This is a genomic window from Pseudomonas sp. B12(2026) (assembly GCF_057767015.1).
In genome coordinates, this window is record NZ_CM173430.1 from 285,166 (window position 1) to 309,598 (window position 24,433).

Sequence of the window (24,433 nt, forward strand, 5' to 3'; positions counted from 1 at the left end):
CCATGCAGCACGGCGCATCCTTCCTGCAGGCCTTCGACTACCTGCAACTGCTGCAGGCCTGGTGGTGGCCCTTCTGCCGGATCATGGCGGTGTTCGCCCTGGCGCCGATCTTCAGCCACAAGGCGATCCCCCTGCGCCTGCGCATCCTCCTCGGCCTGGCGTTGACCGTCGCCCTCGGCGCCGCGCTGCCGCGCCCGCCGGCCATCGACCCGCTGTCGGCGCAGGGCCTGCTGGTGGCGCTGGAGCAGGTTGCCTTCGGCCTGATGCTGGGACTTTCGCTGATGCTGGTGTTCACCGTGTTCGCCCTGGTCGGCGACGTGATTTCCACCCAGCTCGGCCTGAGCATGGCGGTGTACAACGACCCCATGAACGGCGTGTCGTCGTCCTCGATCCTCTACCAGCTGTACTTCATCCTGCTGGTGTTCCTGTTCCTCGCGGTGGACGGCCACCTGCTGGTGGTGAGCATCCTCTACCAGAGCTTCGTCTACTGGCCGGTGGGCAGCGGCCTGCACTACCTGGGGCTGGAATCGGTGCTCGGCAGCCTGGCCTGGGTGTTCGCCGCAGCGGTGCTGATCACCCTGCCGGTGGTGTTCTGCATGACCCTGGTGCAGTTCTGCTTCGGCCTGCTCAACCGCATCTCGCCGGCGCTCAACCTGTTCTCCCTGGGCTTCCCCATGGCGGTGCTGGCGGGGCTGGCGTGCATCTGGCTGACCCTGCCGGACATCCCCGAGAACTACCTCAAGCTGACCCGCCAGCTGCTCGACGCCATCGGCGTGATCTTCCGCGAGGGGCGCCATGGCTGAGCAGCACAGCGCCCAGGAGAAAACGGAAGAGGCCTCCCAGCAGAAGCTCAAGAAGAGCCGCGAGGACGGCCAGGTCAGCCGCTCCAAGGACCTCTCCACCACGCTTTCGCTGCTGGTCACGCTGATCGCCCTGAAGGTCGGCGTGGAGCATTTCTACGAGGGCCTGAAGGAAGGCTTCGCGCTGTCCTTCATCGATCTGCGCCGCAGCGAGATCGGCCTCGACGACCTGCCGCTGGTGCTCGGCCACCACCTGGTGCTGTTCATCACCACGCTGCTGCCGCTGCTGGTCACACCCCTGCTGGTGGTGCTGTTCTCGATGATCCCCGGCGGCTGGATCTTCTCCAGCAAGAACTTCATGCCCAGGCTGTCCAAGTTGAACCCGATCACCGGGCTCGGTCGCATCTTCTCGATGCAGAACTGGACCGAGCTGGCCAAGTCGCTGCTGAAGATCGCCGTGCTGATCGCCGTTGCCCTGTACCAGCTGCACGCCGCGCTGCCCGGCCTGCTGGCCCTGCAGCGCAGCGACGTGCACAGCGCCATCGCCGCGGCGTTCGGCACCTTCTACGACATCACCCTGTCGCTGCTGGTGGTGTTCATCCTGTTCTCCCTGGTCGACATCCCGCTGCAGTACTTCTTCTTCAAGAAGAAGCTGCGCATGACCAAGCAGGAGCGCAAGGAAGAGCACAAGAACCAGGAAGGCCGCCCGGAAGTGAAGGCGCGCATCCGCCAGTTGCAGCGCCAACTGGTGCAGCGGCAGATCAACAAGGTGATCAAGACCGCCGACGTGGTGATCGTCAACCCGGTGCACTTCGCCGTAGCGCTGCGCTACGACCCGAAGAAGGCCCAGGCGCCCTACGTGGTCGCCAAGGGCCTGGACGAGACCGCGCTGTACATCAGGAAAATGGCCCAGGCCCATGATCTGGAAGTGCTCGAACTGCCGCCGCTGGCCCGCGCCATCTACGCCACCACCCAGGTGAACCAGCAGATTCCGGCGCAGCTGTACAAGGCCGTCGCCCACGTCCTGACCTACATCCTCCAGCTCAAGGCCTGGCGCTCCGGGCGCCGCGAGCGGCCGGAGCTGATCAAGAACATCCCCATTCCCGAAGAACTGCTGAACAGAGTCTGAGCATGCGCCTACTGCAGTCACTATTGCCGACCTTCCAGAGCGGCCGCATCGGCATCCCGCTGATCATCCTGTCGATCCTCTCGATGATCATCCTGCCCCTGCCGCCGCTGGTGCTGGACGCCCTGTTCACCTTCAACATCGTGGTGGCGATCCTGGTGCTGCTGGTCAGCGTGTCGTCGAAGAGTCCGCTGGACTTCTCGCTGCTGCCCACCGTGGTGCTGGTCACCACGCTGCTGCGCCTGACCCTGAACGTCGCCTCCACCCGCGTGGTGCTGCTCGACGGCCACACCGGCACGGGCGCGGCGGGCAAGGTGATCGAAGCCTTCGGCCACGTGGTGATCGGCGGCAACTTCATCGTCGGCCTGATCGTCTTCGTGATCCTGATGATCATCAACTTCATGGTCATCACCAAGGGCGGCGAGCGCATCTCCGAGGTCACCGCACGCTTCACCCTGGACGCGCTGCCGGGCAAGCAGATGGCCATCGACGCCGACCTCAACGCCGGCCTGATCGACCAGAACGAAGCCAAGCGCCGCCGCGCGGAAGTGGCCAAGGAAGCCGACTTCTACGGCGCGATGGACGGCGCCTCGAAGTTCGTCCGCGGCGACGCCATCGCCGGCATCCTGATCCTGCTGATCAACCTCTTCGGCGGCCTGGCCATCGGCGTGTTCGTCTACGACCTGCCGGCGGCCCAGGCCTTCCAGCGCTACGCCCTGCTGACCATCGGCGACGGCCTGGTGGCGCAGATCCCGGCGCTGCTGCTGTCCACCGCGGCGGCGATCATCGTCACCCGGGTCAACGAGTCGGCGGAAATCACCAGTCTGGTGCGCAAGCAGATGCTGGCCTCGCCGTCGCTGCTCTATACCGTCGCCGGCATCCTGATCGTCCTCGGCCTGGTGCCGGGCATGCCGCACATCGCCTTCTTCGCCTTCGCCGCGCTGGTGGCCTTCATCGCCTGGCGCCTGTCCCTGGCCGGTCCGCCCGTCGAGGCGCAGACCCTGGAGCAGACCCAGGCGCTGACCCACGCGATGGACCAGGAGCGCGCGCAGCAACTGGCCTGGGAAGACATTCCGCTGGTGGAGCGGCTGTCGATCTCGCTGGGCTACAAGCTGGTCAGCCTGGTCAACGAGGCCAGCGGCGCGCCGCTGCCGCAGCGCATCCGCGGGGTGCGCCAGACGCTCTCGGAGAACCTCGGCTTCCTCCTGCCGGAAGTGCAGATCCGCGACAGCCTGCGCCTGAAGGCCTCGCAGTACGCCATCCACATCAACGGCGAGCGCATCGACGGTGCGGAAATCCACGCCGACCGGCTGATGGCGATTCCCTCGCCGGAGCTCTACGGCGAGATCGACGGCATCCTCGGCGTCGACCCGGCGTACCGCATGCAGGTGGTGTGGATTCTCCCGGCGGACAAGTCCCGCGCGCTGAACCTGGGCTACCAGGTGATCGACTGCGCCAGCGTAGTCGCCACGCACCTGAACAAGGTGGTCCGCGAGCACCTGCCGGACATCTTCAAGCACGACGACGTCGAGCACCTGATGCAGCGCCTGACCCTGCAGGCGCCCAAGCTCGCCGAATCGCTGAAGGCGCAGCTGACCTACTCGCAGCAGCACCGCGTGTACCGCCAACTGCTGCAGGAGGAAGTGCCGCTGAAGGACATCGTCACCATCGCCAGCGCCCTGCTCGAAGGCAGCGAGACCACCAAGGACCCGGTGCTGCTGGCCTCCGACGTGCGCTATGCGCTGCGCCGCAGCATCGTATCCAGCATTGCCGGCGACCGTCCGGAGCTGACCGTGTTCGTGCTGGAGAATGCGCTGGAGAACACCCTGCTCGGCGCCCTGAGCATCGCCCAGCAGGCCGGCCCGGTGAGCCTGGACAACATCCCGGTGGAACCCAGCCTGCTCAACCAGCTGCAGCACAGCATGCCGGTGGTGAAGGAAAAGCTGCGCAAGGAAGGCCACCCGCCGATCCTCACCGTGATGCCGCAACTGCGCCCGCTGCTGGCCCGCTACGCGCGGGTGTTCAGCCCGGGGCTGCACGTGTTGTCGCAGAACGAGATTCCCGAGCGGGTAGGGGTGCAGATTCTCGGGACGCTGGGCTGACCGTCGCGCCCGGCGCCGCCGTGCGCGATGGCGGTGTTCAGCCCCCGGCAAGCCGGAAGGCGTCGGCCATGCGCTCCTGTTCGTACCCCGGCAGGCCGAGCCCGCGCGCCAGCGTGCGCCACTGGCGGACGATGCCGCGGCTGTGCGCGATGATGTCGTCCGCCTCGCCCAGGCCCAGGCGGAAGTAGGTCGCCACCTCGCGTGCCAGTTCGAGGTCCAGGGCGTTGTCGGCGTCGGTGATGTTGAGTTTCAGGCCGTCGGCGTGGGGCAGCGGATTCATGTCGTAGGCTTCGGACAGCCGCCAGCCGCGGCCGGGCACCAGGATGAAGCCGTGGTTGCGCAGGTGGTCGTCGGCGTTGGAGACAAGCAGGTTGAAGACGATGCGCGACCAGAGCTCACGCAGGTCGGCGTTGGTCCGGGAGCCGTGGCGGATCAGCACCTCGGCCAGTTCCAGATAGCTGACGCCGGTCGACGCATCGTCGCCATCGATGTGGCCGGTCATGGTCATCGCCGAGGCGAAATGCAGACGCTTGCCGCTGGCCGTGCGGTCGAAGCGGCGGACCATGAAGCAGTGGTGGGCGCTGGCGAATTTCTGCGCCTGGGCGTCGGCGACGTTCAGCCCGCAGCCCACCGCCAGGGCATTGACCAGCATCTCCCATCCGCCGACGTCGTACAGGTCGCGGTTGCTGGGGAACTTGGCGATGTACAGATGCCCTTCGCTGTCCGCGACGCTGGCCTTGGGCCGCGCGCCACCGAGCGAGCCGCCCGGTGCGATGAGCATCCAGAGCCACTCCCGGCCATCGGCCGAGGTGTTGTCGGGATCCTCTTCCAGCGCGCGGGCGGCGCGCTCCAGCGCGGCAATCTCGGTGAAGGGCGGCGCGGCCAGATCGGCCCGGTCATCGAGAAACGCGCCGCTGTCCTCCAGCCTGTAGCGCAGGGCACCGACGCGATAGAGGTCATGGACGCCCAGCAGATAATCCGATTCGTAGAGCCGCGAGGCCTTGTCGATGACGCCGGCCCGCACCTCGCGCTCCCACCGCCGCTCCATCAACAGGCGTCCCCAGCGATCGGGACTGGAGTCGGCGAAGACGCCGAACCTGTTCTGCGGCGGAGGTGGGAACTGCGAGCCCTCATACAGGCCGAGGCGGGGGTCGAGCTGTACCAGCCCGAGGATCGGGTCCTTCAGGGCCTCGGGGTCGTAGCGAAACTCGAACAGCTCGGTGGCGCGGGTCTTTCTCGAGGTGAGCGAACCAAGCCTGCGCGGGGCGGGAAGACCGTCCCAGTCTGCGTACACCCCGATCATGGTCATGGCTATTCGCGCTCCTTGCGCTCCCTTTCCACCGGTTTGAGGAGGTCCACCAGCGATTTGGCCGTGACGCCTTTATCGGCGACGGCGTTCTCGCCCGGATCGGCTGCATCGAACGCAGCCTGGTCCTCCCGTGCGACAGCATCCTGCCCGGACCTGGAGCCCTGGGGAGGGAGATATCCCGGTTTTGCGGGCTCGGTCTCGCGCCGTCGCCGGCTTATCAGGCGGGAATCCTGCAACTGACGACCCAGCTCGTCGGTTTCGCAGAGCTTCGCCAGATCCGCTTCCAGCCCCAGCACCTGCATGACCGAGAGGTAGGCGCCGATGGTCACGCCGGCACCTCCGGCTTCCAGGGCGCGCAGGGTCATCGGCGACATTCCGGCGCGTTCGGCAACCTGCTTGGCCGTGAGCTTGCGGCGCAGGCGCGCGAGCTTGAGCCGCTCACCGAAAGCAGCGAGCAACTGGCTGGTTTGTGGCAACAGGGGGGCGGTCTTCTTGGCCATGGGCAAGTATTCCGGCGTATTCGTTCGTTAATCGCCAGAATAATAGCATAAGAACCCGGTCACTGACCCGGGCTCGGTCAGATTAGAGCCAGTATTCCTTCATTAAATAAAATAAATTGCCAGAATAATGGCATTTCGTGGAACGGATCATTGCAGCCGCGCCCGCCCCAGCAGGCTGCGGTTGAAGCTCACCGACATCGAGGTCACCAGCTCGGTGAACTCCGCGCTCGGCCGGTCCAGCTTGAAGCCCTGCTCGAAGCGCCCGCCGCGGGTTTCCTTGCGCGACCACTGGCAGATGACGGTGATGTCCAGCGGTCGGGTATGGCCCTCGCGCACCGGAATCTCCAGGCGTATGTCGTAGCAACTGCCCGGCGCCAGCGGCCCGTCCGTCACCAGCCGCAGGCCGCCCATCGAGACGTCGCCAACCACGCCCATGGGCTCGCCGCTCAGGCGGTTGGTCACGTTGATCTGGCCGATGTGGCGGAAGGTCAATCGACGGTGCTTGCGCATGCTGGCCTCTTGTAGGAAATGGGCTCTGGAAGGGCTTTCTGTTGAACAAGAAACGCGCGCGCATCCTAGCAGCGTCGAGGCCTCAAGCGGTCTCAAAAGCTATCAACTGGCCATTATCCGGCGCGAAGTCGCCTACCCCTGGGATGGTCCTCTGCGTTTGGGCAACGGCCTTGCCATCCCCTCAATGGCCGGTCCGTTTTTTGTAGGAGCGGACCTTGTCCGCGATGCTTTTGCGCCGCGTGCCGACCCCATCGCGGACAAGGTCCGCTCCTGCGAAGAGCCGCTTATCGCGCGATCCACAGCAGGCACAGGGAGAGGGTCACCAGCGAGCCCAGGGTGGACACCAGGATGCTCCGCGACACCACCGCCGCCTCGCGCTGGTAGTACTCGGCGAGCATGAAGGGGCCGGTGCCGGTGGGCAGCGCGCTGAGCAGCAGCGCGGAGTCGGCCCACAGTGGCGGCAGGTCGAACACCCGGTAGGCGAGGAAACCGGTCAGCAGCGGCTGGCCGACCAGCTTGATCGCCACCAGCGGCCAGGCGCCGACCTGCTCGCTTTCCTGCTTCTGCGCCAGGAACAGGCCGAGGGATATCAGCGCGCAGGGCGTGGTGGCGGCGGCGAGCATGTCGAGGAAATGCAGCAGCGGCGTCGGCAGGCCGATGCCGGTGGCCGCCCAGAGTCCGCCGAGGATCGGCGACACCACCAGCGGGTTCTTGCCCAGCGCCTTGAGCACCACGGCGATGGCGCGGCCGATGTGCTTCTCGTTCTGCAGGCCTACCTCGATGCACACCACGGCGATGGCGAACAGCACGCAGACCACCAGCAGGGAGGCGATCAGCGCCGGCTCCAGGCCGTCCTGGCCGAACACCAGCAGGCACAGCGGAATGCCCATGTAGCCGGTGTTGGCGTAGGACGCGCTGAGCCCGTCGATGCTCGCCGCCGGCAGCGCGCGGCCTTGCAGCAGGCGCCAGGCGAGCGTGGCGAAGAACACCAGCAGGCAGCCGCCGGTGAAGGCGGCGAGGAAGCCCGGTTGCCAGATTTGTGCCCAGGTCGCGGTGGCGGTGACCTTGAACAGCAGCGCCGGCAGGCACAGCCAGACCACCAGCCGGTTGATCTCCGAGGCCGCCTGCGGGCCCAGGCGGTTGGTGCGCCGGCACAGCCAGCCGACCAGGATCAGCGCGAAGATCGGCAGGACGACGGACAGGACGTGGGGCATGGGGGAGACAGCCGGACAGCGGGACGGCTGGCGAGCATAGGCGGCGGGGCCGGCCGCCGTCCATGCGCCCGTGCCCGCAGATGCCGGTTCAGACGCGTCCGCTGACCGGGATGCAGGCGCCGGTGATCGCCGCCGCGTCATCCGAGGCGAGGAACAGCAGGGTCGCCGCCAGCTGCTCCGGGCGCACCCAGCGGTCGAACTCGGCGTCGGGCATGTCGGCGCGGTTCTGCGGGGTGTCGATGATGCTCGGCATCAGCGCGTTGACGGTGATGCGCGCGTCCTTGAGCTCTTCCGCCAGGGCCTCGGTCAAGCGCATCACCCCGGCCTTGGACGCCGCGTAGGCGCCCGTCCCCAGTGCCGCGCGGGTAGCGGCGGCGGCCGCGATGTTGAGGATGCGCCCTTGGCCGCGCGCCTTCAGGTGCGCCAGCGCGGCCTGGCTGGAGACCACGGCGGTGCGCAGGTTGATGCGGTACATCCGGTCCCAGGTGTCGACGTCGCCATCGGCGAGGGTTTCCCATTGGAAACCGCCGGCCACGTTGATCAGCGCATCGAGTCCGCCGAAATGCGCGCTGGCGCGGTCGATGGCGTCGCGCGCGGCGGCGCTGTCGGTCAGGTCGACACCGCCCAGGGACAGCGCGCCAGCCTGTGGATGATGCGGGTTGGCAGCGTGGCCGAGCAGCGCGACCTGCCAGCCGGCGTCGGCGAAGGCCTGGCCGACTACGCTGCCCAGGTGGCCGAAACCGCCGGTGATGGCGACGATCTTGTTCATGGAGTGCACCCTCAAGGCATTGAAAGAACGGCACTTATAGGGTTAGCACGGCGGGCGGGAAAGGTCGCCGACGACAGATGCGGGGACGCATCGGGACGGGGCGGGCGGACGGGCGGTGCTGCCGTGCGCCAGCGTCTAGCGCGGCGGCGGCAGGTCATCCGGCTTTCGTCGAAACGCCGCGGGAATGCCATCTGCCACTGGTAAGCTGGAAGCCTGCAAGACCTGGAGCTGGTGATGAATACCCTCTTGCCGGAACGCCCCCTGCAACGTTTTGCGCGCAACCTGCGCGGCCGCGACTTCGTGGTGGGGGATGTGCACGGCCATTTCGAACTGCTCGAACGCCTGCTGGAGCGGGTGGCGTTCGATGCCGCCGCCGACCGCCTGTTCGCCGCCGGCGACCTGGTGGATCGCGGCCCTTACTCGCCGCGCGTGCTGGAGTGGCTGGAGCACCCCTGGTTCGCCTCGGTGCGCGGCAACCATGAGCAACTGGTGATCGACTCGGTGCTGGCCGGCGACGACCGTGACTTGCACTTCCGCAACGGCGGCGTGTGGCTCTACGAATTGCCGCAGGAGGAGCGCGAGCGCATCGCCCGGCGCCTGCAGCGGCTGCCGCTGGCCATCGAGGTGGAGGCCGCGGATGGCCGCCGTATCGGCATCATCCACGCCGAGCCGCCGATCTCGGTGGCCTTTCCGGACTGGGACAGCGGCATGGCGGCGCTGGCGGGGGAACTGGGCGGCGCCGCCCGGCGCAACGCGGCGGCACTGGCGATGTGGGCACGCACCCGCATCGAGGGCGAGGATGATACGCGGGTGCCTGGCCTGGAGCGCCTGTATGTCGGCCACACGGTGCAGGTCCACGTGCGCCGGCTGGGCAACACGCACTACATCGACACCGGCAGCGGCTACGCCGACGGCACCCTGAGCCTGGTGGACATGCTCAGCGGCAAGGTGGAAACGGCGACCGCGCGCTGAGCGACCGCCGCGCCCTGCTTACTCGCCGCGGATGTATTGCTCCAGCTGCCGGATCAGGTCCGCCTGCTCGGCGATGGCCGCCTTCACCAGGTCGCCGATCGACAGCAGGCCCAGCAGCTCGCCGTTCTCCACCACCGGCAGGTGGCGCAGGTGGCGCTCGGTCATGATGCCCATGCAGGCGTCGATGTTCAGGTGGGTTTCCACGGTGATCACCGGCGCGGTCATCACCGCGCTGACCGGCGTGTCCTCCGAGGAGCGCCCCTTGAGCGCCAGGCGCCGGGCGTAGTCGCGCTCGCTGAAGAAGCCGACCACCTGGTTGGTCTCCACCACCGGCAGGCCGCCGAGGTTCTTCTCCGCCATCAGGCGCAGTGCGTCGATCACCATCGCGTCCGGGCCGATGGTGTAAACCTGCTGGTCCGCCTTGGCATTCAGCAGCTGAGCCACATTCTTCATTCCAGCCCCCTCTCGTCGTCTCGCGCGCGATGCCCGAGGTTCATAGAGGATCGTGGACGGACGGCGATCCGGCAAGGCTGGAACACGGCATCGACAGGAGCGAAAACGTCATGCCGCGGCGGCGCGACTTATACTGTCCTTCCACTTCTGTTTTCCTGACCGGCCATGACTGACGACGACCGCGACCTCCCCGAGCCCGAACACGACCACCTGCTCGATCTCGACGACGACCTCGACAGCCTGCTGGAAGCGGACTCGGCGTATTTCGACGACCACCCGGACGACGACGAGCCGGAGGAATACCAGCCGGGCCTGGACGACGGGGAAGACTGGCTGGAGGACTGATTCCAGACGGTACCTCCCTGTCACGAAGTGCTGGCAGAATGTCCCGGATTACAAGAGGGATCCCCATGCGCTACTTCCCCATCGTCCTGAGCCTCGCCCTGCTGGGCGGCTGCTCCTCCTCGGTCCGCACTGACGAGCGCGGTGCCCCGATTTCCCTGTACCGCGACACCCGGCACAACCTGGTGGTGAACTTCCAGCCCGACGCCCAGGTGGCCGCCAACCCGCGCTGGACCACGCTGATGAGCGGTTGGCGGGAGGCCCTGCGCGAGGAGGCGGATTCGGCGGACTACCAGTTCTCGGTGCAGGACGGCGCGCCGCGCGCCACGGACACCCTGTCCACCCTGGTGGTGATCGAGGTCGGCAGCGGCCACAGCGCCAACAACCGTCCGCGCTCCGACGAGGGCGAATGGATCACCTCCACCGTGCGCTACCACGACGGGCTCACCGGCCAGTTGCTCGCCTCGCGCCGCTACGACAGCGAAGCGGAAGCCGCCGGCGACCTGTTCGCCTCGATGGGCCCGGCGCAGCTGGATGCGGTGTCCGAGCAGATCGTCGAGGAAATCACCAGCGCCCTGCTGGTCGCCCGTCCCTCGCGTCCGCTGCCATCGCCCACGACTCCCGCCACGCCGATCTCGCCACCACGGAGCGTGCCTGCGCCCGTCGTGCCCACGGCGGTCGAAACCGTCGCCCACGCCTCTCCGGCGCGGAGCCAGGAGCAGCAGATCTTCGATCTGCAGCAGCGCAACCTGCCGTACGAGGAGTACCGGGACGAATACCGGAGGATCATGGGGCGCTGAGCACCCTGAAACGAAAAAGGCCCGCATGCTGCGGGCCTTTTCATGTCTGCATCGGGGCAGCGCGGAGATGGCGCATCCGGCGGGATTCGAACCCACGACCCCTGCCTTCGGAGGGCAGTACTCTATCCAGCTGAGCTACGGATGCGTATGCCGCGGCGGGCGCGGCAGGCGGCAATCATACGCATCTCGGGCTTGGGCGTCCAATAGCAGTACGATCGTTCATGATATCGAACGAAAAGCGCCGTTTGTCGGTGGAAACACGACGAAAAGGCTCTGCAGTCGAATACCTTCGTTGGTTTTGTCGAACAAGCTATTGCCCTTTGCAGTCGAGGGCCCTAGGATTCGTTTGAGATTTCAAACGCCTCCCCATCACAACAACAGGAGACCGGAGAATTGGCATCACACCAGCCGGCCAACAGCCTGCGGGATGACATTCTTCCGTTGCGCCAACCGCTTGTCTTCAGTGACAGGTCTCCGTGCGGCTTCCGTCGATCAGCGTACCGGAAGGTTGTGTGGCAGGTGTCCTCTTGGATTCAATCCAGGAATCCGTGCGTGAGCGAACTGGACCAGACCGGGCAATGACCCGGGCCTGCGTTTTTTCGTGTCCGCGTGCCGGGCGAACTAAGAGCCGTTCGCCTGGCGTCGCCCCCTTGCGGTGGCGACCATCGCTTCCGGCGCCGACGGTGGTCGGTCGGGGCGAATGAACGGCAGAGACTGCGGTCTCTCCAATCCAGATAACAAGACAGGTGGGGACTCGAGGTGGACCCGCCGTCCACAGGCTTTCCTCGAAAGGAGACAGGTCATGCAACTCAATGATGCCAAGCTGTTCCGTCAACAGGCTTACATCGACGGTTCCTGGGTCGACGCCGACAGCGGCCAGACCATCCAGGTGAACAACCCGGCCACCAACGAAATCATCGGCAGCGTGCCGAAGATGGGCGCCGCCGAGACCCGTCGCGCCATCGAAGCCGCCGACCGCGCCCTGCCGGCCTGGCGCGCGCTGACCGCCAAGGAGCGCGCCAACAAGCTGCGCAAGTGGTTCGACCTGATGATGGAAAACCAGGACGACCTGGGCCGCCTGATGACCATCGAGCAGGGCAAGCCGCTGGCCGAAGCCAAGGGCGAGATCGCCTACGCCGCCTCCTTCCTCGAGTGGTTCGGCGAAGAAGCCAAGCGCATCTACGGTGACACCATTCCGGGCCACCAGACCGACAAGCGCATCATCGTGATCAAGCAGCCGATCGGCGTGACCGCGGCCATCACCCCGTGGAACTTCCCGTCCGCGATGATCACCCGTAAAGCCGGCCCGGCCCTGGCCGCCGGTTGCACCATGGTGCTCAAGCCCGCTTCGCAGACCCCGTACTCCGCCCTGGCCTTGGCCGAGCTGGCCGAGCGCGCCGGCATTCCGAAGGGTGTGTTCAGCGTGGTCACCGGCAGCGCCGGCGAAGTCGGCGGCGAGCTGACCAGCAACCCGATCGTGCGCAAGCTGACCTTCACCGGCTCGACCGAAATCGGCCGCCAGCTGATGGCCGAATGCGCCAAGGACATCAAGAAGGTGTCCCTGGAACTGGGCGGCAACGCGCCGTTCATCGTCTTCGACGACGCCGACCTGGACGCCGCCGTCGATGGCGCGCTGATCTCCAAGTACCGCAACAACGGCCAGACCTGCGTCTGCGCCAACCGCCTGTACGTGCAGGACGGCGTGTACGACGCCTTCGTCGAGAAGCTCAAGGCCGCCGTGGCCAAGCTGAACATCGGCAACGGCCTGGAGCAGGGCATCACCACCGGCCCGCTGATCGATTCCAAGGCCGTGGCCAAGGTCGAAGAGCACATCGCCGACGCCGTTTCCAAGGGCGCCAAGGTCCTCACCGGCGGCAAGCCGCACGCCCTGGGCGGCACCTTCTTCGAGCCGACCATCCTGGTCGACGTACCGAAGAGCGCCCTGGTCTCCAAGGACGAGACCTTCGGCCCGCTGGCGCCGGTGTTCCGCTTCAAGGACGAGGCCGAAGTCATCGCCATGTCCAACGACACCGAGTTCGGCCTGGCGTCCTACTTCTACGCCCGCGACCTGGCCCGCGTGTTCCGCGTGGCCGAGCAGCTGGAATACGGCATGGTCGGCATCAACACCGGCGTGATCTCCAACGAAGTGGCGCCGTTCGGCGGCATCAAGGCCTCGGGCCTGGGCCGCGAAGGTTCGAAGTACGGCATCGAGGACTACCTCGAGATCAAGTACCTCTGCCTCGGCGGCATCTGATCTTTCCGTGGGCGCGCGGGTGGCAGGCAAGAGCTGGCAGCCACCTTCGCGTCGGCGTTTTCCGGTGGTAGCACCGGACAACCCGTCCGGCGGGCCGCAAGTGCCACGACAGTCGATCATCGTATGCTGTCGTGCGTGGCTTCTCCCCGCTTTCATCCTTTGATCCGGTCGCCCGATGAGCGGCCACTGAGGAAGTTATGAGCAAAACCAACGAATCCCTGCTGCAACGTCGTCAGGCCGCCGTACCGCGCGGTGTTGGCCAGATCCACCCGGTCGTCGCCGAGCGCGCCGAGAACTCCACCGTGTGGGACGTCGAAGGTCGCGAGTACATCGACTTCGCCGGCGGCATTGCCGTACTGAACACCGGCCACCTGCATCCGAAAGTGGTTGCCGCCGTTCAGGAGCAACTGACCAAGCTGTCCCACACCTGCTTCCAGGTGCTGGCGTACGAGCCCTACATCGAGCTGGCCGAAGAGATCGCCAAGCGCGTTCCGGGCAACTTCCCGAAGAAGACCCTGCTGGTCACCTCCGGCTCCGAAGCCGTTGAGAACGCCGTCAAGATCGCCCGTGCCGCCACCGGCCGCGCCGGCGTGATCGCCTTCACCGGCGCCTACCACGGCCGCACCATGATGACCCTGGGCCTGACCGGCAAGGTCGTTCCGTACTCCGCCGGCATGGGCCTGATGCCGGGCGGCATCTTCCGCGCCCTGGCTCCGTGCGAACTGCACGGCATCAGCGAAGACGACGCGATTGACAGCATCGAGCGCATCTTCAAGAACGACGCCCAGCCGCGCGACATCGCCGCCATCATCATCGAGCCGGTCCAGGGCGAGGGTGGCTTCTACGTCAACTCCAAGCCCTTCATGCAGCGCCTGCGCGCCCTGTGCGACGAGCACGGCATCCTGCTGATCGCTGACGAAGTGCAGACCGGCGCTGGCCGTACCGGCACCTTCTTCGCCACCGAGCAACTGGGCATCGTTCCGGACCTGACCACCTTCGCCAAGTCCGTTGGCGGCGGCTTCCCGATCTCCGGCGTTTGCGGCAAGGCCGAAATCATGGACGCCATCGCTCCCGGCGGCCTGGGCGGCACCTACGCCGGCAGCCCGATCGCCTGCGCCGCGGCCCTGGCCGTGCTGAAGGTGTTCGAGGAAGAGAAGCTGCTGGAACGTTCGCAAGCGCTGGGCGAGCGCCTGAAGGCTGGTCTGCGCGAGATCCAGGCCAAGCACAAGGTGATCGGCGACGTTCGTGGCCTGGGTTCGATGGTCGCCATCGAGCTGTTCGAAGGCGGCGACACCCACAAGCCGGCCGCCGAGCTGGTCAGCAAGATCGTGGTTCGCGCCCGTGAGAAAGGCCTGATCCTGCTCTCCTGCGGCACCTACTACAACGTCATCCGCTTCCTGATGCCGGTAACCATCCCGGACGCCCAGCTGGACAAGGGCCTGGCCATCCTGGCCGAGTGCTTCGACGAGCTGGCCTGAGCCTTGACGGTTTAGCCGCTGTAATGAAAAGGCCCGCGCAAGCGGGCCTTTTTCATGCCCGATTTGATAGCGCACAAGAGCAAGTCCCCGGGCTTTGGATTAAGCTGCGCGCCATTCCCAAGGCCCGTGGCTGGCGGTAGCCGAAGAGGCACGGGCCGGCAAGGACCGCTTTGACCCGGCGGCTCGTAGCGGTGCGTGGTGTTCGTTTCGAATGAGGTGATGGATGAGCGTCTCTCCCTGCGTGCTGGTCGCGGCCGACGATCCCTGGAGCCGTGAGCTGCTGGGGCAACTGGTGCTCAGCGTGCGCGGCGATGCCAGCGTGCAGTTCTGCGAGGATGGCCTGTCGGCGATCGACGCCTGCCGGCGGCAGTCGTATGCCCTGGTGTTGGCCGAGCGCGAGCTGCCCGGCAGCGATGGCCTCGAGCTCCTGCGCCAGGTTCGCGCCATGCGCCGGGGACGGGCAGCCCAGCCATTCATCCTGATCAGCGCGAAGGCGGACGCTGCCAGCGTCCGCGCGGCGCTGCCGTTGGCGCCGTCGGCCTATCTGGTGAAGCCGTTCAATGCCGAGAACCTGCGCTCCCGCCTGCGTGCCTTGCTGCTGGCGCCGGGGGAGAGCGTCGTCAGCCAATCGCCGGCGCTGGAGCGGAACCTGTCGCTGGAGCGCTTCCTGCAGGATGAGCGTGACGCCGCCGACGGCGCGCCGCTGATGGGCGAGGTCGGCAAGGCGGTGAGCCGCTGCATGGAGGCCAAGGACATCAACCTGGAGATGCTCGACCAGGAATTCGGCCATGACCCGCAGATCACCGCCTGCCTGATCTCCGCCGCCAACAGCGCCGCACGGCATGTCGGCATGCCGTGCCAGACGCTCCTGCAGGCGCTGTCGCGGCTGGGTGTGGCGCATGCGCTGAACCTGATGCTGGCGGTGGCGCTGCAGCGTGCCGCCACGCTCGATGATCCGTTGCTGAAGGACCGCGCCGAGCGCTTCTGGCAGCTCTCGCGGGACAGTGCCGATGGCGCCTTCGCGCTGGCCGAGTCGCTGGGCGCGGACGCCGATCGCTGCTTCACCGCCGGGCTGCTGCACTGCCTGGGCGACCTGGCATTGCTGCGCAGCCTGCAGGACTGGCACCGCGCGGGCGGCGCGCTGAGCGAGAGCGAAGTGGACGAGGCGCTGGCCGAGCAGGGCGCCGGCTTCGGTTCGGCGCTGCGGACCCGCTGGCGCCTGCCGCTGGAGCTGCGCGGTCTGGTGGCGGCCGCCTACGCGATCGACAGCGGTGTGTTCAGCCGCGAGGCGCTGATCGTCAATCTTGCCGCCAGTGCGGCGCGTCTGCCCGAAGAGGAACTGCCGAAACTCGCCGAGCACAAGGCCGCGCGCATGCTGCGGCTGACGCCGGCGCAGCTGGGCTATCTGGGGCGGACCTGAGCGTTCAGGAGGTGTAGTAGTACTTCTTCGCCCAGGCATACGGGCGCTGCCGTTCGGCGCACCAGGCGGCGAAGTCGCCGTCGGGCTGTGCCGAGTAGGCCAGCCAGTCATCCAGCATCGCCGAGAGCTGCACGGCTTCTTCGGCACGGCGGGCGAACGGGTTGGCGTCCGGCGCCTCGGTGATGAGTCGGGTCGCGAGCTCCAGCGCTTCGCGCGCCTGGGCCGGTTCGCCTATGAAAAAGCCCTCGTCCAGATGGTGCATTGCGTAGTCCGCGGCGCCCAGGGCGAAATCGATCAATCGGTAGCGAACAGCAACATCATCCGGGCTGACCGCCAGCGCCCGGCGCAGGAGATCGCCATCATTCTGCAGTAGCCCCAGCCAGCGCAGCGGCGCGTGGGCCGTCGGTTCGCTGTCGATCCAGGCTTGCAGTGTCGGGAACAGGAAGCGCGCAAGCAGCGGTTGGGCGAGGAACTGATGGGCTTCGCGGGTCTGGCTGTGCAGCGCGAGTACCTGCAGACTCAGCTCGCGGGCTGGCAGGGCAGTGGGGGCAGGGGCATTGCGCAGGAACCCGTCGAGGGCGGCAAACGCCTCTCGTCGCAGGCCTCGACTGCGGGCGCGGGCATAATCCGCCAGCGCCTGCAGGCCGGGCAGGCTCGCCAGTTCATCGGCGAGCCGTTCCAGTCCTTCGAAGTTCTCTTGGTTCCAGTAGTACATGAAACGCTGCGCTCAGCGCTTGGCCAGCAGCTCCTTGCCACGGGCGACGGCGGCGCGGACCTGGTTCGGCGCGGTGCCGCCGATGTGGTCACGGGCGTTCACCGAGCCTTCCAGGGTCAGCACGGCGAACACGTCGTCGCCGATCTGGTCACTGAACTGGCGCAGCTCGTCCAGGCTCATCTCGGCCAGGTCCTTGCCGCTGTCCACGCCGTACTTCACCGCATGGCCGACGATCTCGTGGCAGTCGCGGAAGGGCAGGCCCTTGCGCACCAGGTAGTCGGCGAGGTCGGTGGCGGTGGAGAAGCCGCGGCGGGCCGCCTCGCGCATGATCTCGCGCTTGGGCTTGATCGCCGGGACCATGTCGGCGAAGGCGCGCAGGCTGTCGCGCAGGGTGTCGGCGGCGTCGAACAGCGGTTCCTTGTCTTCCTGGTTGTCCTTGTTGTACGCCAGCGGCTGGCCCTTCATCAGGGTCAGCAGGCCGGCGAGGTGGCCGAACACGCGGCCGGACTTGCCGCGCACCAGCTCCGGCACGTCGGGGTTCTTCTTCTGCGGCATGATCGAGGAGCCGGTGCAGAAGCGGTCGGGCAGGTCGATGAACTGGAACTGGGCGCTGGTCCACAGCACCAGCTCTTCGGAGAAGCGCGACAGGTGCATCATCGCCACGGAGGCGGCGGCGCAGAATTCGATGGCGAAGTCGCGGTCGGAAACGCCGTCCAGCGAGTTGCCGGAGATCGCTTCGAAGCCGAGCAGTTCGCAGGTGACGGTCCGGTCGATCGGGTAGGTGGTGCCGGCCAGCGCGGCGCTGCCCAGGGGCATGCGGTTGGCGCGCTTGCGGCAGTCGACCAGGCGCTCGTGGTCGCGGCTGAGCATTTCGAACCAGGCCAGCAGGTGGTGGCCGAAGGTCACCGGCTGGGCGGTCTGCAGGTGGGTGAAGCCGGGCATGATGGTGTCGGCTTCGGCTTCCGCCAGGCCCAGCAGGCCCTGCTGCAGGCGGGTGATCTCGGCGAGGATCAGGTCGATCTCGTCGCGCAGCCAGAGGCGGATGTCGGTGGCCACCTGGTCGTTGCGCGAACGGCCGGTGTGCAGCTTCTTGCCGGTGATGCCGATGCGGTCGGTCAGGCGCGCCTCGATGTTCATGTGCACGTCTTCCAGCTCGACGCGCCAGTCGAAGCTGCCGGCTTCGATCTCGGACTGGATCTGCTTCAGGCCGTCGATGATGGTGTCGCGCTCGGCGTCGGTCAGCACGCCGACCTTGGCCAGCATGGTCGCGTGGGCGATGGAGCCCATGATGTCGTGGCGGTAGAGGCGCTTGTCGAAGTCGACGGAAGCGGTGAAGCGGGCGACAAAGGCATCGACGGGCTCGCTGAAGCGGCCGCCCCAGGACTGGTTGGTCTTCTCTACGCTCATGGATTTCTCTCGCGGAAACGGGCAGGCGCGGCGCGCGGCCTGCATGACGGGCAAAGTGCGACGATAATAGCAGGCTGAACGACAAAACCGGCGGCGCTTTGACGGTTGGGGCGGGGGAGCGGCCGGGACGCGCCGCGCGGCTCCCGGCCGATCCTTGCGCTGCCCGACATTTCCCCGCTCTGGTCGCACGCGGCGCTTGCCGCCGCGCGGACGCTTACGGAAACTGCGTCGATGCCCAAACTCGCGAAGACCGGCGCCCGGCCGGCACCCCAAGACGACTTTTTCATCCCCGAACTGTGCCAGCCCGAAGCGCTGTTCAGCCTGGTGGTGCTGGCCGAGATGCTGGTGCTGGTGATCGTGCTGGCCGAGCCGATGACGCCGAGCTTCAACTGGGTGCGCCTGTCGCTGATCTCGCTCTTCGTGCAATGGATCGTGCTGCTCTCGGCCGGCCTGCTGTGCCAGTTGCGGCCGCTGCTGGCCCGCTGCCCCGCCTGGCTCGCCGGGGTGCTGAGCTGCGCGCTGGTGGTGGCGCTGACCCTCGCCTGCACGGCGGCGGCCGACTACCTCGCCCTGGGCGGGCCGCTGTCGCTCACCGGCGAAGTGAATCTCTACCTGCGCCACGCATTGATCGCCCTCATCATGTCCACCCTGTTGCTACGCTACTTTTATCTCCTGAGCCAATGGCGCCGTCAGGAACAGGCCGAACTGCGGGCGCGGATCGAATCGCTGCAGGCGCGCATCCGTCCGCATTTCCTGTTCAACAGCCTCAACAGCATCGCCAGCCTGATCGAGCTCGACCCGGGCAAGGCCGAGCAGGCGGTGCTGAACCTGTCGGACCTGTTCCGCGCCAGCCTGGCGAAACCGGGAACATTAATTTCCTGGGGGGAGGAACTCGAGTTGGCCAGACGCTATCTTTCCATTGAGCAGTTTCGTCTTGGCGACCGGTTGCAGCTGGACTGGCAGGTGAGCGAGGTGCCCGATGGCGTGCCGATCCCCCAGCTGACGCTGCAGCCGTTGCTGGAGAACTCGTTGATTTATGGCATCCAGCCGCGCATCGAAGGCGGCCTGGTGAAAGTTGAGGCGGACTACCGTGACGGTGTGTTCCAGCTCCGTGTGAGCAACCCGTACGACGAGTCGACGCAGACGCTGCCCACGAAGGGGACCCAGCAGGCGCTGCAAAATATTGCAGCCAGACTTGCGGCACTTTTCGGGCCAAAAGCTAGTCTCAGCGTCGAACGCCGTGACGGACGGCACTACACCTGTCTACGCTATCCATGTGCGCGTCTCATGCAGGAAGCCTGAGCTTATGAATGTCCTGATCGTCGATGACGAACCCCTGGCGCGAGAGCGCCTGGCCCGGCTGGTAGGGCAAATGGACGGCTATCGCGTCCTCGAGCCCGCCGCCAGCAATGGTGAAGAAGCGCTGACACTGATCGACAGCCTGAAGCCGGATATCGTCCTGCTGGATATCCGCATGCCCGGCCTGGACGGGCTTCAGGTGGCGGCCAAATTGTGCGAGCGCGAAGCCCCGCCAGCGGTGATCTTCTGCACCGCCCATGACGAATTCGCCCTCGAGGCGTTCCAGGTCAGCGCGGTCGGCTACCTGGTCAAGCCGGTCCGCAGCGAGGACCTGGCCGAAGCGCTGAAGAAGGCCTCGCGGCCCAACCGCGTGCAACTGGCGGCGCTGACCAAGCCCCCGGCGGCCGGCGGCCCCGGCCCGCGCAGCCACATCAGCGCGCGGACCCGCAAGGGCATCGAGCTGATTCCGCTGGAAGACGTGATCTTCTTCATTGCCGACCACAAGTACGTGACCCTGCGGCATGCCGGCGGCGAAGTGCTGCTGGACGAGCCGCTGAAGGCGCTGGAGGACGAGTTCGGCGAGCGCTTCGTGCGCATCCACCGCAACGCGCTGGTCTCCCGCGAGCGCATCGAACGCCTGCAGCGCACCCCGCTGGGACACTTCCAGCTGTACCTCAAGGGCCTCAACGGCGATGCCCTGACCGTCAGCCGCCGGCACGTCGCAGGCGTGCGGCGACTCATGCATAACCTGTAGCGACACAGTGCCGCATTCCGCGTGAAGCCTGGGGCCGCTGCCCAGGCTTCTGCGCGCGCGAGCTGTTATGATGCGGGTCGTCTCTTGCACGCTCTATTGCACGGAAATGCCCATGTCCTCTCGCGAAATCCGTATCGCCACGCGCCAGAGCGCGCTGGCCCTGTGGCAGGCCGAATACGTCAAGGCCCGCCTGGAACAGGCCCATCCCGGCCTGACCGTGACCCTCCTGCCGATGACCAGCCGCGGCGACAAGCTGCTCGACGCGCCGCTGGCGAAGATCGGCGGCAAGGGGCTGTTCGTCAAGGAACTGGAAACCGCGCTGCTGCAGAACGAGGCGGACATCGCCGTGCACTCCATGAAGGACGTGCCGATGGACTTCCCCGAGGGCCTGGGCCTGTACTGCATCTGCGAGCGCGAAGACCCGCGCGACGCCTTCGTTTCCAACACCTATGCCAGCCTCGATGAGCTGCCCGCCGGCAGCGTGGTCGGCACCTCCAGCCTGCGCCGCCAGGCGCAGCTGCTGGCCAGCCGGCCGGACCTGCAGATCCGCTTCCTGCGCGGCAACGTCAACACCCGCCTGGCCAAGCTGGATGCCGGCGACTACGACGCCATCATCCTCGCCGCCGCCGGCCTGATCCGCCTCGGCTTCGCAGACCGCATCCGCTCCTCCATCGGCGTCGAAGCCAGCCTGCCGGCTGGCGGCCAGGGCGCGGTGGGCATCGAATGCCGTACCGCCGACGTGGAAATCCACGCGCTGCTGGCGCCGCTGCATCACGCCGAAACCGCCGTCCGCGTCACCGCCGAGCGCGCCCTGAACAAGCGTCTCAACGGTGGCTGCCAGGTGCCGATCGCCTGCTACGCCGTGCTCGAAGGCAATCAGCTGTGGCTGCGCGGCCTGGTCGGCCAGCCTGACGGCTCCCAACTGCTGCGCGCCGAGGCGCGCGCGCCGCTGGCCGACGCCGAGGCCCTTGGCGTGAAGGTGGCCGAGGACCTGCTGGAGCAGGGCGCGCAGGACATCCTCACCGCGGTGTACGGCGAGGCCGGTCACCCGTGAGCCACTGGCGGCTGCTGCTGACCCGTCCCGAGGATGAGTGCGCGGCACTGGCCGCTAGCCTCGCCGAAGCGGGCATCCACAGCGCCAGCCTGCCGTTGCTGGCGATCGTCGAGCGGGAAGAGTCGCCGGCCGAGCGCAGCCTGGTCCTCGATCTCGACCGCTACTGCGCGGTCATCGTGGTCAGCAAGCCGGCGGCGCGCCTGGGCCTGGAGCGGCTGGACCGCTACTGGCCGCAGCCGCCGCTGAACCAGAGCTGGTTCAGCGTCGGCGCGGCGACCGCGGCTATCCTCGAAGACTACGGCCTGACCGTGCACTGCCCCGCCGACGGCGACGACAGCGAAGCCCTGCTGCGGCTGCCGGCGCTGGCGCAGGCGCTGCAGGTGCACGATCCGAAGGTGCTGATCCTGCGGGGCGAAGGTGGCCGGGAATTCCTCGCCGACTGCCTGCGCGGCCAAGGCGTGGCGGTCGACTATCTGGAACTCTACCGTCGCGAGCTGCCGTCCTATCCCCCGGGCGAGCTGGCAAGGCGCATCCGCGACGAACAGCTGAACGCCGTGGCGATCAGCAGCGGGCAGGGGCTGGAACATCTGTATCGTCTGGCGGAGCAGGACTGGCCGCAGGTGAGTGCGCTGCCGCTGTTCGTGCCCAGCCCGCGCGTGGCCGAGCAGGCCCGCGAGCTGGGGGCGCAGCGCGTGATCGACTGTCGGGGCGCCAGCGCTGCGGCACTGATGGAGGCGCTGCGAAGCGCCGACGAGAACAATTTCTGAGCGAAGGATGGATCTGTGAGCGAAGCCGTCACTCCCCAAGAGACTCCCACTCCGACCAATCCGGCCCGTGAGCCGGCACCTCGCAAGGGCGGCACCGGCATCGCCCTGCTGGCCCTGCTGGTCGGCGCCGCCGGCCTCGCTGCGGGTGGCTGGGGCATCTGGCAAGTCCAGCAGCTCAAGACTGCCGAACAGCAGCGCGCCGCCCAGCTGGAGGATGTCCGCGGGCAGGCGCAGAGCGTACAGAACAGCAACGCCGAGCTGAACAAGCGCCTCGACGCGTTGCCGAGCGCCGATGAGCTCGACGCCCGCCGCCGTCTGGTGGTGGAACTGCAGGGCGACCAGCAGCAGCTGGCCAAGCAGCTCAAGCAGGTGCTGGGGCAGGGCCGCCAGCAGTGGCGCCTCGCCGAGGCCGAGCACCTGCTGCGTCTGGCCGCGCTGCGCCTCTCCGCGCTGCAGGACATCGACAGCGCCACCGAGCTGGTGCAGGGCGCCGACGACATCCTGCGCCGGCAGAACGACCCGGGCGCCTTCGCCGCCCGCGAGCAACTGGCCAAGAGCCTGGAGGCGCTGCGCAGCCTGCCGCGTCCGGACCGCACCGGGCTGTTCCTGCAACTGGGCGCCCTGCGTGACCAGGCCGCGCAGCTGCAGCCGCTCAACCCGGCGTTCAAGGCCGATGACAGCGCCGTCACCACCAGCACCGCCTGGGGCGATGGCAGCAGCACCTGGGACCTGTGGTGGGAGCGCATCTCCCGCTACGTGCGTATCGATTTCAATGCCGGCCAGGACATCCGCCCGCTGCTCTCCGGCCAGCAGCTCGACCGTGTGCGCCTGGCCCTCAGCCTGGCGCTGGAGCAGGCGCAGTGGGCGGCCCTGAACGGCAAGCAGGAGGTCTACCAGCAGGCGCTGAAGCAGGCCCGGCAGATCGTCGGCGACTTCTTCAACGCCGAGCTCGCCGACAGCCGCGCCCTGGCGACGCGCCTCGATGAACTGAGCGGTCAGGCCGTCAGCGTCCAGGCGCCGGACCTGGGCCCCGCCCTCAGCGCGCTGCAGGCCTACCTCGCGCGCCGCGACGCCGATGCCGCGCAGCAGGAAACCGTCGCGCCCGACGCGGGGAACCAGCCATGAGCCGCGTCTATGTGCTGATCCTGGCCGTCGTGCTGGCCGCCACCCTGATCGGGCTGGCCGTCGCCGAACAGTCCGGCTACGTGCTGATCGCCTACAAGAGCTTCCGCTACGAATCCAGCCTGTGGACCTTCCTCGCGCTGCTGGTGGTGCTCTGGGTGCTGTACCTGGCCGTGCGCCTGGTGCTGCGCCTGCTGGGCGTTTCCGGGCGGGTGGTCAATCCCTGGTCGCGCTTCAACCGCCTCCGTCGTTCGCAATTGGCCGAGGAGAACGGCCAGCGCGACCTCGCCGAAGGGCACTGGCAGCAGGCCCTGCGCCACCTGCGCCGCGCCGCCGAGCTGAGCGATCGACCGCTGTCGCACTACCTGGGCGCGGCGCGGGCGGCGAACGAGCTGGGCCGCGACGAGGAGTGCGACGAACTGCTCAAGCACGCACAGCAGCGCGAGCCGGGCGCCGCGCTGGCGGTGGGCCTGACCCGCGCCCAGCTGCTGATCAACCGTGGCGACTTCAGCCAGGCGCGCGGCGTGCTGGACAAGCTGCACGAGGACCATCCGCGTCATCACACCGTGCTGCGCCTGCTCCAGCAGCTCTACGTCAGCCTCCACGACTGGCAGGCGCTCTGCGTGCTGTTGCCCGAGCTGCGCAAGGAACGGGTGCTGAAGAATGCCGAACTGGCCGATCTGGAACGCCGCAGCTGGATCGCCTCGCTCGGCGAGGCCGGCGAGCAGGGTGTGGGACAGGGCGAGAGCAGCCTGCAGCCGCTGACCCAGCGCTGGCAGAACCTGCCGGGCAACCTGCGGGGTCAGGCGCCGCTGGTGGCGGCCTACGCCCAGCAGCTGCTGCGCCTGGGCGCGCCGGAGGAAGCCGAGGAGGTGCTGCGCAAGGCGCTCAAGGAGGGCTACGACGACCGTCTGGTGCAGCTCTACGGCCTGTCCCGCAGCCGTGACGCCGGTCGCCAGTTGCAGACCGCCGAAGGCTGGCTGAAGGCGCATCCGGACGATGCCGGGCTGCTGCTCACCCTTGGCCGCCTGAGCCTGCAGAACAAGCTGTGGGGCAAGGCGCGCGAATATCTGGAAGCCAGCCTTGCGCGGCAGCGCAGCGCGGAAACCTGCGCCGAGCTGGCGCGCCTGCTGGCGCAGCTGGGCGAGGTGGAGCGCAGCAACCAGCTGTTCCAGGAGGGCCTGGGCCTGCTGGCGCCGCCGGCTTCGTCGCCGCTGGCTGTCCGGGCCTGATCCGGATGCGGGAAAAACGGCGCCTCCGGGCGCC

General features: G+C 67.5%; 23 protein-coding genes and 1 tRNA gene. 15 read left to right on the forward strand and 9 right to left on the reverse strand.

What is annotated here, in order from left to right; all coding sequences use genetic code 11:
* Nucleotides 1–2: 2 nt before the first annotated feature.
* From fliR to AC3B6A_RS01380, 3 genes are read left to right on the forward strand one after another with little or no spacing between them, the layout of a single operon-like run.
* Nucleotides 3–803, forward strand: coding sequence for a flagellar biosynthetic protein FliR (gene fliR, locus AC3B6A_RS01370; protein ID WP_488400543.1), 801 nt, complete (start codon nt 3–5; stop codon nt 801–803).
* Nucleotides 796–1,929 (forward strand): flagellar biosynthesis protein FlhB, encoded by a 1,134-nt coding sequence (flhB, locus tag AC3B6A_RS01375; RefSeq protein ID WP_488400544.1) that lies wholly within the window; start codon nt 796–798, stop codon nt 1,927–1,929. Before fliR ends, flhB begins: the two co-directional genes overlap by 8 nt.
* 2 nt (nt 1,930–1,931) lie before the next feature.
* Complete coding sequence (locus AC3B6A_RS01380; protein WP_488400545.1) at nt 1,932–4,028, forward strand: flagellar biosynthesis protein FlhA; 2,097 nt, start codon at nt 1,932–1,934, stop codon at nt 4,026–4,028.
* 37 nt (nt 4,029–4,065) lie between these two features.
* Here AC3B6A_RS01380 and AC3B6A_RS01385 read toward each other — a convergent pair whose 3' ends face one another.
* From AC3B6A_RS01385 to AC3B6A_RS01405, 5 genes are all read right to left on the reverse strand, one after another.
* Nucleotides 4,066–5,337, reverse strand: coding sequence for a type II toxin-antitoxin system HipA family toxin (locus tag AC3B6A_RS01385; RefSeq protein ID WP_488400546.1), 1,272 nt, complete (start codon nt 5,335–5,337; stop codon nt 4,066–4,068).
* Nucleotides 5,338–5,339: 2 nt separating this feature from the next.
* The gene (locus AC3B6A_RS01390) at nt 5,340–5,837 is read right to left on the reverse strand and encodes a helix-turn-helix domain-containing protein (protein ID WP_488400547.1); all 498 of its coding nucleotides are present in this window, start codon (nt 5,835–5,837) and stop codon (nt 5,340–5,342) included.
* A gap of 147 nt (nt 5,838–5,984) precedes the next feature.
* Nucleotides 5,985–6,347 (reverse strand): PilZ domain-containing protein, encoded by a 363-nt coding sequence (locus AC3B6A_RS01395; protein ID WP_488400548.1) that lies wholly within the window; start codon nt 6,345–6,347, stop codon nt 5,985–5,987.
* A 284-nt stretch (nt 6,348–6,631) separates the two neighbouring features.
* Nucleotides 6,632–7,561: an AEC family transporter gene (locus AC3B6A_RS01400; RefSeq protein WP_488400549.1), complete on the reverse strand. Its 930-nt coding sequence runs from the start codon at nt 7,559–7,561 to the stop codon at nt 6,632–6,634.
* Between the two features lie 88 nt (nt 7,562–7,649).
* On the reverse strand, nt 7,650–8,330 hold the full coding sequence (locus tag AC3B6A_RS01405; protein ID WP_488400550.1) for an SDR family NAD(P)-dependent oxidoreductase: 681 nt from the start codon (nt 8,328–8,330) through the stop codon (nt 7,650–7,652).
* Between the two features lie 234 nt (nt 8,331–8,564).
* Between AC3B6A_RS01405 and AC3B6A_RS01410 the strand changes: the two genes are divergently transcribed.
* Nucleotides 8,565–9,302 (forward strand): metallophosphoesterase, encoded by a 738-nt coding sequence (locus AC3B6A_RS01410; protein WP_488400551.1) that lies wholly within the window; start codon nt 8,565–8,567, stop codon nt 9,300–9,302.
* A gap of 18 nt (nt 9,303–9,320) precedes the next feature.
* On the opposite strand, the gene AC3B6A_RS01415 is transcribed toward AC3B6A_RS01410, so the two are convergent.
* Nucleotides 9,321–9,755, reverse strand: coding sequence for a CBS domain-containing protein (locus AC3B6A_RS01415; RefSeq protein ID WP_488400552.1), 435 nt, complete (start codon nt 9,753–9,755; stop codon nt 9,321–9,323).
* Between the two features lie 165 nt (nt 9,756–9,920).
* On the opposite strand from AC3B6A_RS01415, the gene AC3B6A_RS01420 reads away from it, so the two are divergent.
* The gene (locus tag AC3B6A_RS01420; protein WP_488400553.1) at nt 9,921–10,100 is read left to right on the forward strand and encodes a hypothetical protein; all 180 of its coding nucleotides are present in this window, start codon (nt 9,921–9,923) and stop codon (nt 10,098–10,100) included.
* Nucleotides 10,101–10,165: 65 nt separating this feature from the next.
* Nucleotides 10,166–10,897, forward strand: a complete 732-nt coding sequence (locus AC3B6A_RS01425) for a hypothetical protein (protein ID WP_488400554.1) — start codon at nt 10,166–10,168, stop codon at nt 10,895–10,897.
* Nucleotides 10,898–10,965: 68 nt separating this feature from the next.
* Here the strand turns inward: AC3B6A_RS01425 and AC3B6A_RS01430 are convergent.
* Nucleotides 10,966–11,042, reverse strand: a tRNA-Arg gene (locus AC3B6A_RS01430).
* A gap of 657 nt (nt 11,043–11,699) precedes the next feature.
* Here AC3B6A_RS01430 and gabD point away from each other — a divergent pair.
* From gabD to AC3B6A_RS01445, 3 genes are all read left to right on the forward strand, one after another.
* A complete protein-coding gene (gene gabD / locus AC3B6A_RS01435; protein ID WP_488400555.1) occupies nt 11,700–13,151 on the forward strand; it encodes an NADP-dependent succinate-semialdehyde dehydrogenase in 1,452 nt (483 codons plus the stop codon).
* A 197-nt stretch (nt 13,152–13,348) separates the two neighbouring features.
* A complete protein-coding gene (gene gabT / locus AC3B6A_RS01440; protein ID WP_488400556.1) occupies nt 13,349–14,629 on the forward strand; it encodes a 4-aminobutyrate--2-oxoglutarate transaminase in 1,281 nt (426 codons plus the stop codon).
* A 223-nt stretch (nt 14,630–14,852) separates the two neighbouring features.
* Entirely contained in the window at nt 14,853–16,049 is a 1,197-nt protein-coding gene (locus AC3B6A_RS01445; protein WP_488400557.1) for an HDOD domain-containing protein, read from the forward strand.
* A gap of 4 nt (nt 16,050–16,053) precedes the next feature.
* Here AC3B6A_RS01445 and AC3B6A_RS01450 read toward each other — a convergent pair whose 3' ends face one another.
* Both AC3B6A_RS01450 and argH read right to left on the reverse strand, forming a co-directional pair.
* Nucleotides 16,054–16,764, reverse strand: a complete 711-nt coding sequence (locus tag AC3B6A_RS01450; protein ID WP_488400558.1) for a hypothetical protein — start codon at nt 16,762–16,764, stop codon at nt 16,054–16,056.
* Nucleotides 16,765–16,776: 12 nt separating this feature from the next.
* Nucleotides 16,777–18,171 (reverse strand): argininosuccinate lyase, encoded by a 1,395-nt coding sequence (gene argH / locus AC3B6A_RS01455; protein ID WP_488400560.1) that lies wholly within the window; start codon nt 18,169–18,171, stop codon nt 16,777–16,779.
* Nucleotides 18,172–18,402: 231 nt separating this feature from the next.
* On the opposite strand from argH, the gene AC3B6A_RS01460 reads away from it, so the two are divergent.
* The 6 genes from AC3B6A_RS01460 (at nt 18,403) to AC3B6A_RS01485 (ending at nt 24,399) form a co-directional block, all read left to right on the forward strand.
* Complete coding sequence (locus AC3B6A_RS01460) at nt 18,403–19,473, forward strand: sensor histidine kinase (protein WP_488400561.1); 1,071 nt, start codon at nt 18,403–18,405, stop codon at nt 19,471–19,473.
* Nucleotides 19,474–19,477: 4 nt separating this feature from the next.
* The gene (gene algR / locus AC3B6A_RS01465; protein WP_488400562.1) at nt 19,478–20,224 is read left to right on the forward strand and encodes an alginate biosynthesis regulator AlgR; all 747 of its coding nucleotides are present in this window, start codon (nt 19,478–19,480) and stop codon (nt 20,222–20,224) included.
* Between the two features lie 112 nt (nt 20,225–20,336).
* The gene (gene hemC / locus AC3B6A_RS01470) at nt 20,337–21,278 is read left to right on the forward strand and encodes a hydroxymethylbilane synthase (protein WP_488400563.1); all 942 of its coding nucleotides are present in this window, start codon (nt 20,337–20,339) and stop codon (nt 21,276–21,278) included.
* Nucleotides 21,275–22,045 carry a uroporphyrinogen-III synthase gene (locus AC3B6A_RS01475; RefSeq protein WP_488400564.1) on the forward strand — a complete coding sequence of 257 codons (771 nt, stop codon included), beginning with the start codon at nt 21,275–21,277 and terminating at the stop codon, nt 22,043–22,045. The genes hemC and AC3B6A_RS01475 overlap by 4 nt, the downstream gene beginning before the upstream one ends.
* Before the next feature lie 15 nt (nt 22,046–22,060).
* Complete coding sequence (locus AC3B6A_RS01480; RefSeq protein WP_488400565.1) at nt 22,061–23,170, forward strand: uroporphyrinogen-III C-methyltransferase; 1,110 nt, start codon at nt 22,061–22,063, stop codon at nt 23,168–23,170.
* Nucleotides 23,167–24,399, forward strand: a complete 1,233-nt coding sequence (locus tag AC3B6A_RS01485; protein ID WP_488400566.1) for a heme biosynthesis HemY N-terminal domain-containing protein — start codon at nt 23,167–23,169, stop codon at nt 24,397–24,399. The genes AC3B6A_RS01480 and AC3B6A_RS01485 overlap by 4 nt, the downstream gene beginning before the upstream one ends.
* Nucleotides 24,400–24,433 lie beyond the last annotated feature (34 nt).

Coding starts and splice junctions, on each gene's coding strand:
- fliR (WP_488400543.1), top strand. CDS start 3: ATGCAGCACGGCGCATCCTTCCTGCAGGCCTTCGACTACCTGCAACTG.
- flhB (WP_488400544.1), top strand. CDS start 796: ATGGCTGAGCAGCACAGCGCCCAGGAGAAAACGGAAGAGGCCTCCCAG.
- AC3B6A_RS01380 (WP_488400545.1), top strand. CDS start 1,932: ATGCGCCTACTGCAGTCACTATTGCCGACCTTCCAGAGCGGCCGCATC.
- AC3B6A_RS01385 (WP_488400546.1), bottom strand. CDS start 5,337: ATGACCATGATCGGGGTGTACGCAGACTGGGACGGTCTTCCCGCCCCG.
- AC3B6A_RS01390 (WP_488400547.1), bottom strand. CDS start 5,837: ATGGCCAAGAAGACCGCCCCCCTGTTGCCACAAACCAGCCAGTTGCTC.
- AC3B6A_RS01395 (WP_488400548.1), bottom strand. CDS start 6,347: ATGCGCAAGCACCGTCGATTGACCTTCCGCCACATCGGCCAGATCAAC.
- AC3B6A_RS01400 (WP_488400549.1), bottom strand. CDS start 7,561: ATGCCCCACGTCCTGTCCGTCGTCCTGCCGATCTTCGCGCTGATCCTG.
- AC3B6A_RS01405 (WP_488400550.1), bottom strand. CDS start 8,330: ATGAACAAGATCGTCGCCATCACCGGCGGTTTCGGCCACCTGGGCAGC.
- AC3B6A_RS01410 (WP_488400551.1), top strand. CDS start 8,565: ATGAATACCCTCTTGCCGGAACGCCCCCTGCAACGTTTTGCGCGCAAC.
- AC3B6A_RS01415 (WP_488400552.1), bottom strand. CDS start 9,755: ATGAAGAATGTGGCTCAGCTGCTGAATGCCAAGGCGGACCAGCAGGTT.
- AC3B6A_RS01420 (WP_488400553.1), top strand. CDS start 9,921: ATGACTGACGACGACCGCGACCTCCCCGAGCCCGAACACGACCACCTG.
- AC3B6A_RS01425 (WP_488400554.1), top strand. CDS start 10,166: ATGCGCTACTTCCCCATCGTCCTGAGCCTCGCCCTGCTGGGCGGCTGC.
- gabD (WP_488400555.1), top strand. CDS start 11,700: ATGCAACTCAATGATGCCAAGCTGTTCCGTCAACAGGCTTACATCGAC.
- gabT (WP_488400556.1), top strand. CDS start 13,349: ATGAGCAAAACCAACGAATCCCTGCTGCAACGTCGTCAGGCCGCCGTA.
- AC3B6A_RS01445 (WP_488400557.1), top strand. CDS start 14,853: ATGAGCGTCTCTCCCTGCGTGCTGGTCGCGGCCGACGATCCCTGGAGC.
- AC3B6A_RS01450 (WP_488400558.1), bottom strand. CDS start 16,764: ATGTACTACTGGAACCAAGAGAACTTCGAAGGACTGGAACGGCTCGCC.
- argH (WP_488400560.1), bottom strand. CDS start 18,171: ATGAGCGTAGAGAAGACCAACCAGTCCTGGGGCGGCCGCTTCAGCGAG.
- AC3B6A_RS01460 (WP_488400561.1), top strand. CDS start 18,403: ATGCCCAAACTCGCGAAGACCGGCGCCCGGCCGGCACCCCAAGACGAC.
- algR (WP_488400562.1), top strand. CDS start 19,478: ATGAATGTCCTGATCGTCGATGACGAACCCCTGGCGCGAGAGCGCCTG.
- hemC (WP_488400563.1), top strand. CDS start 20,337: ATGTCCTCTCGCGAAATCCGTATCGCCACGCGCCAGAGCGCGCTGGCC.
- AC3B6A_RS01485 (WP_488400566.1), top strand. CDS start 23,167: ATGAGCCGCGTCTATGTGCTGATCCTGGCCGTCGTGCTGGCCGCCACC.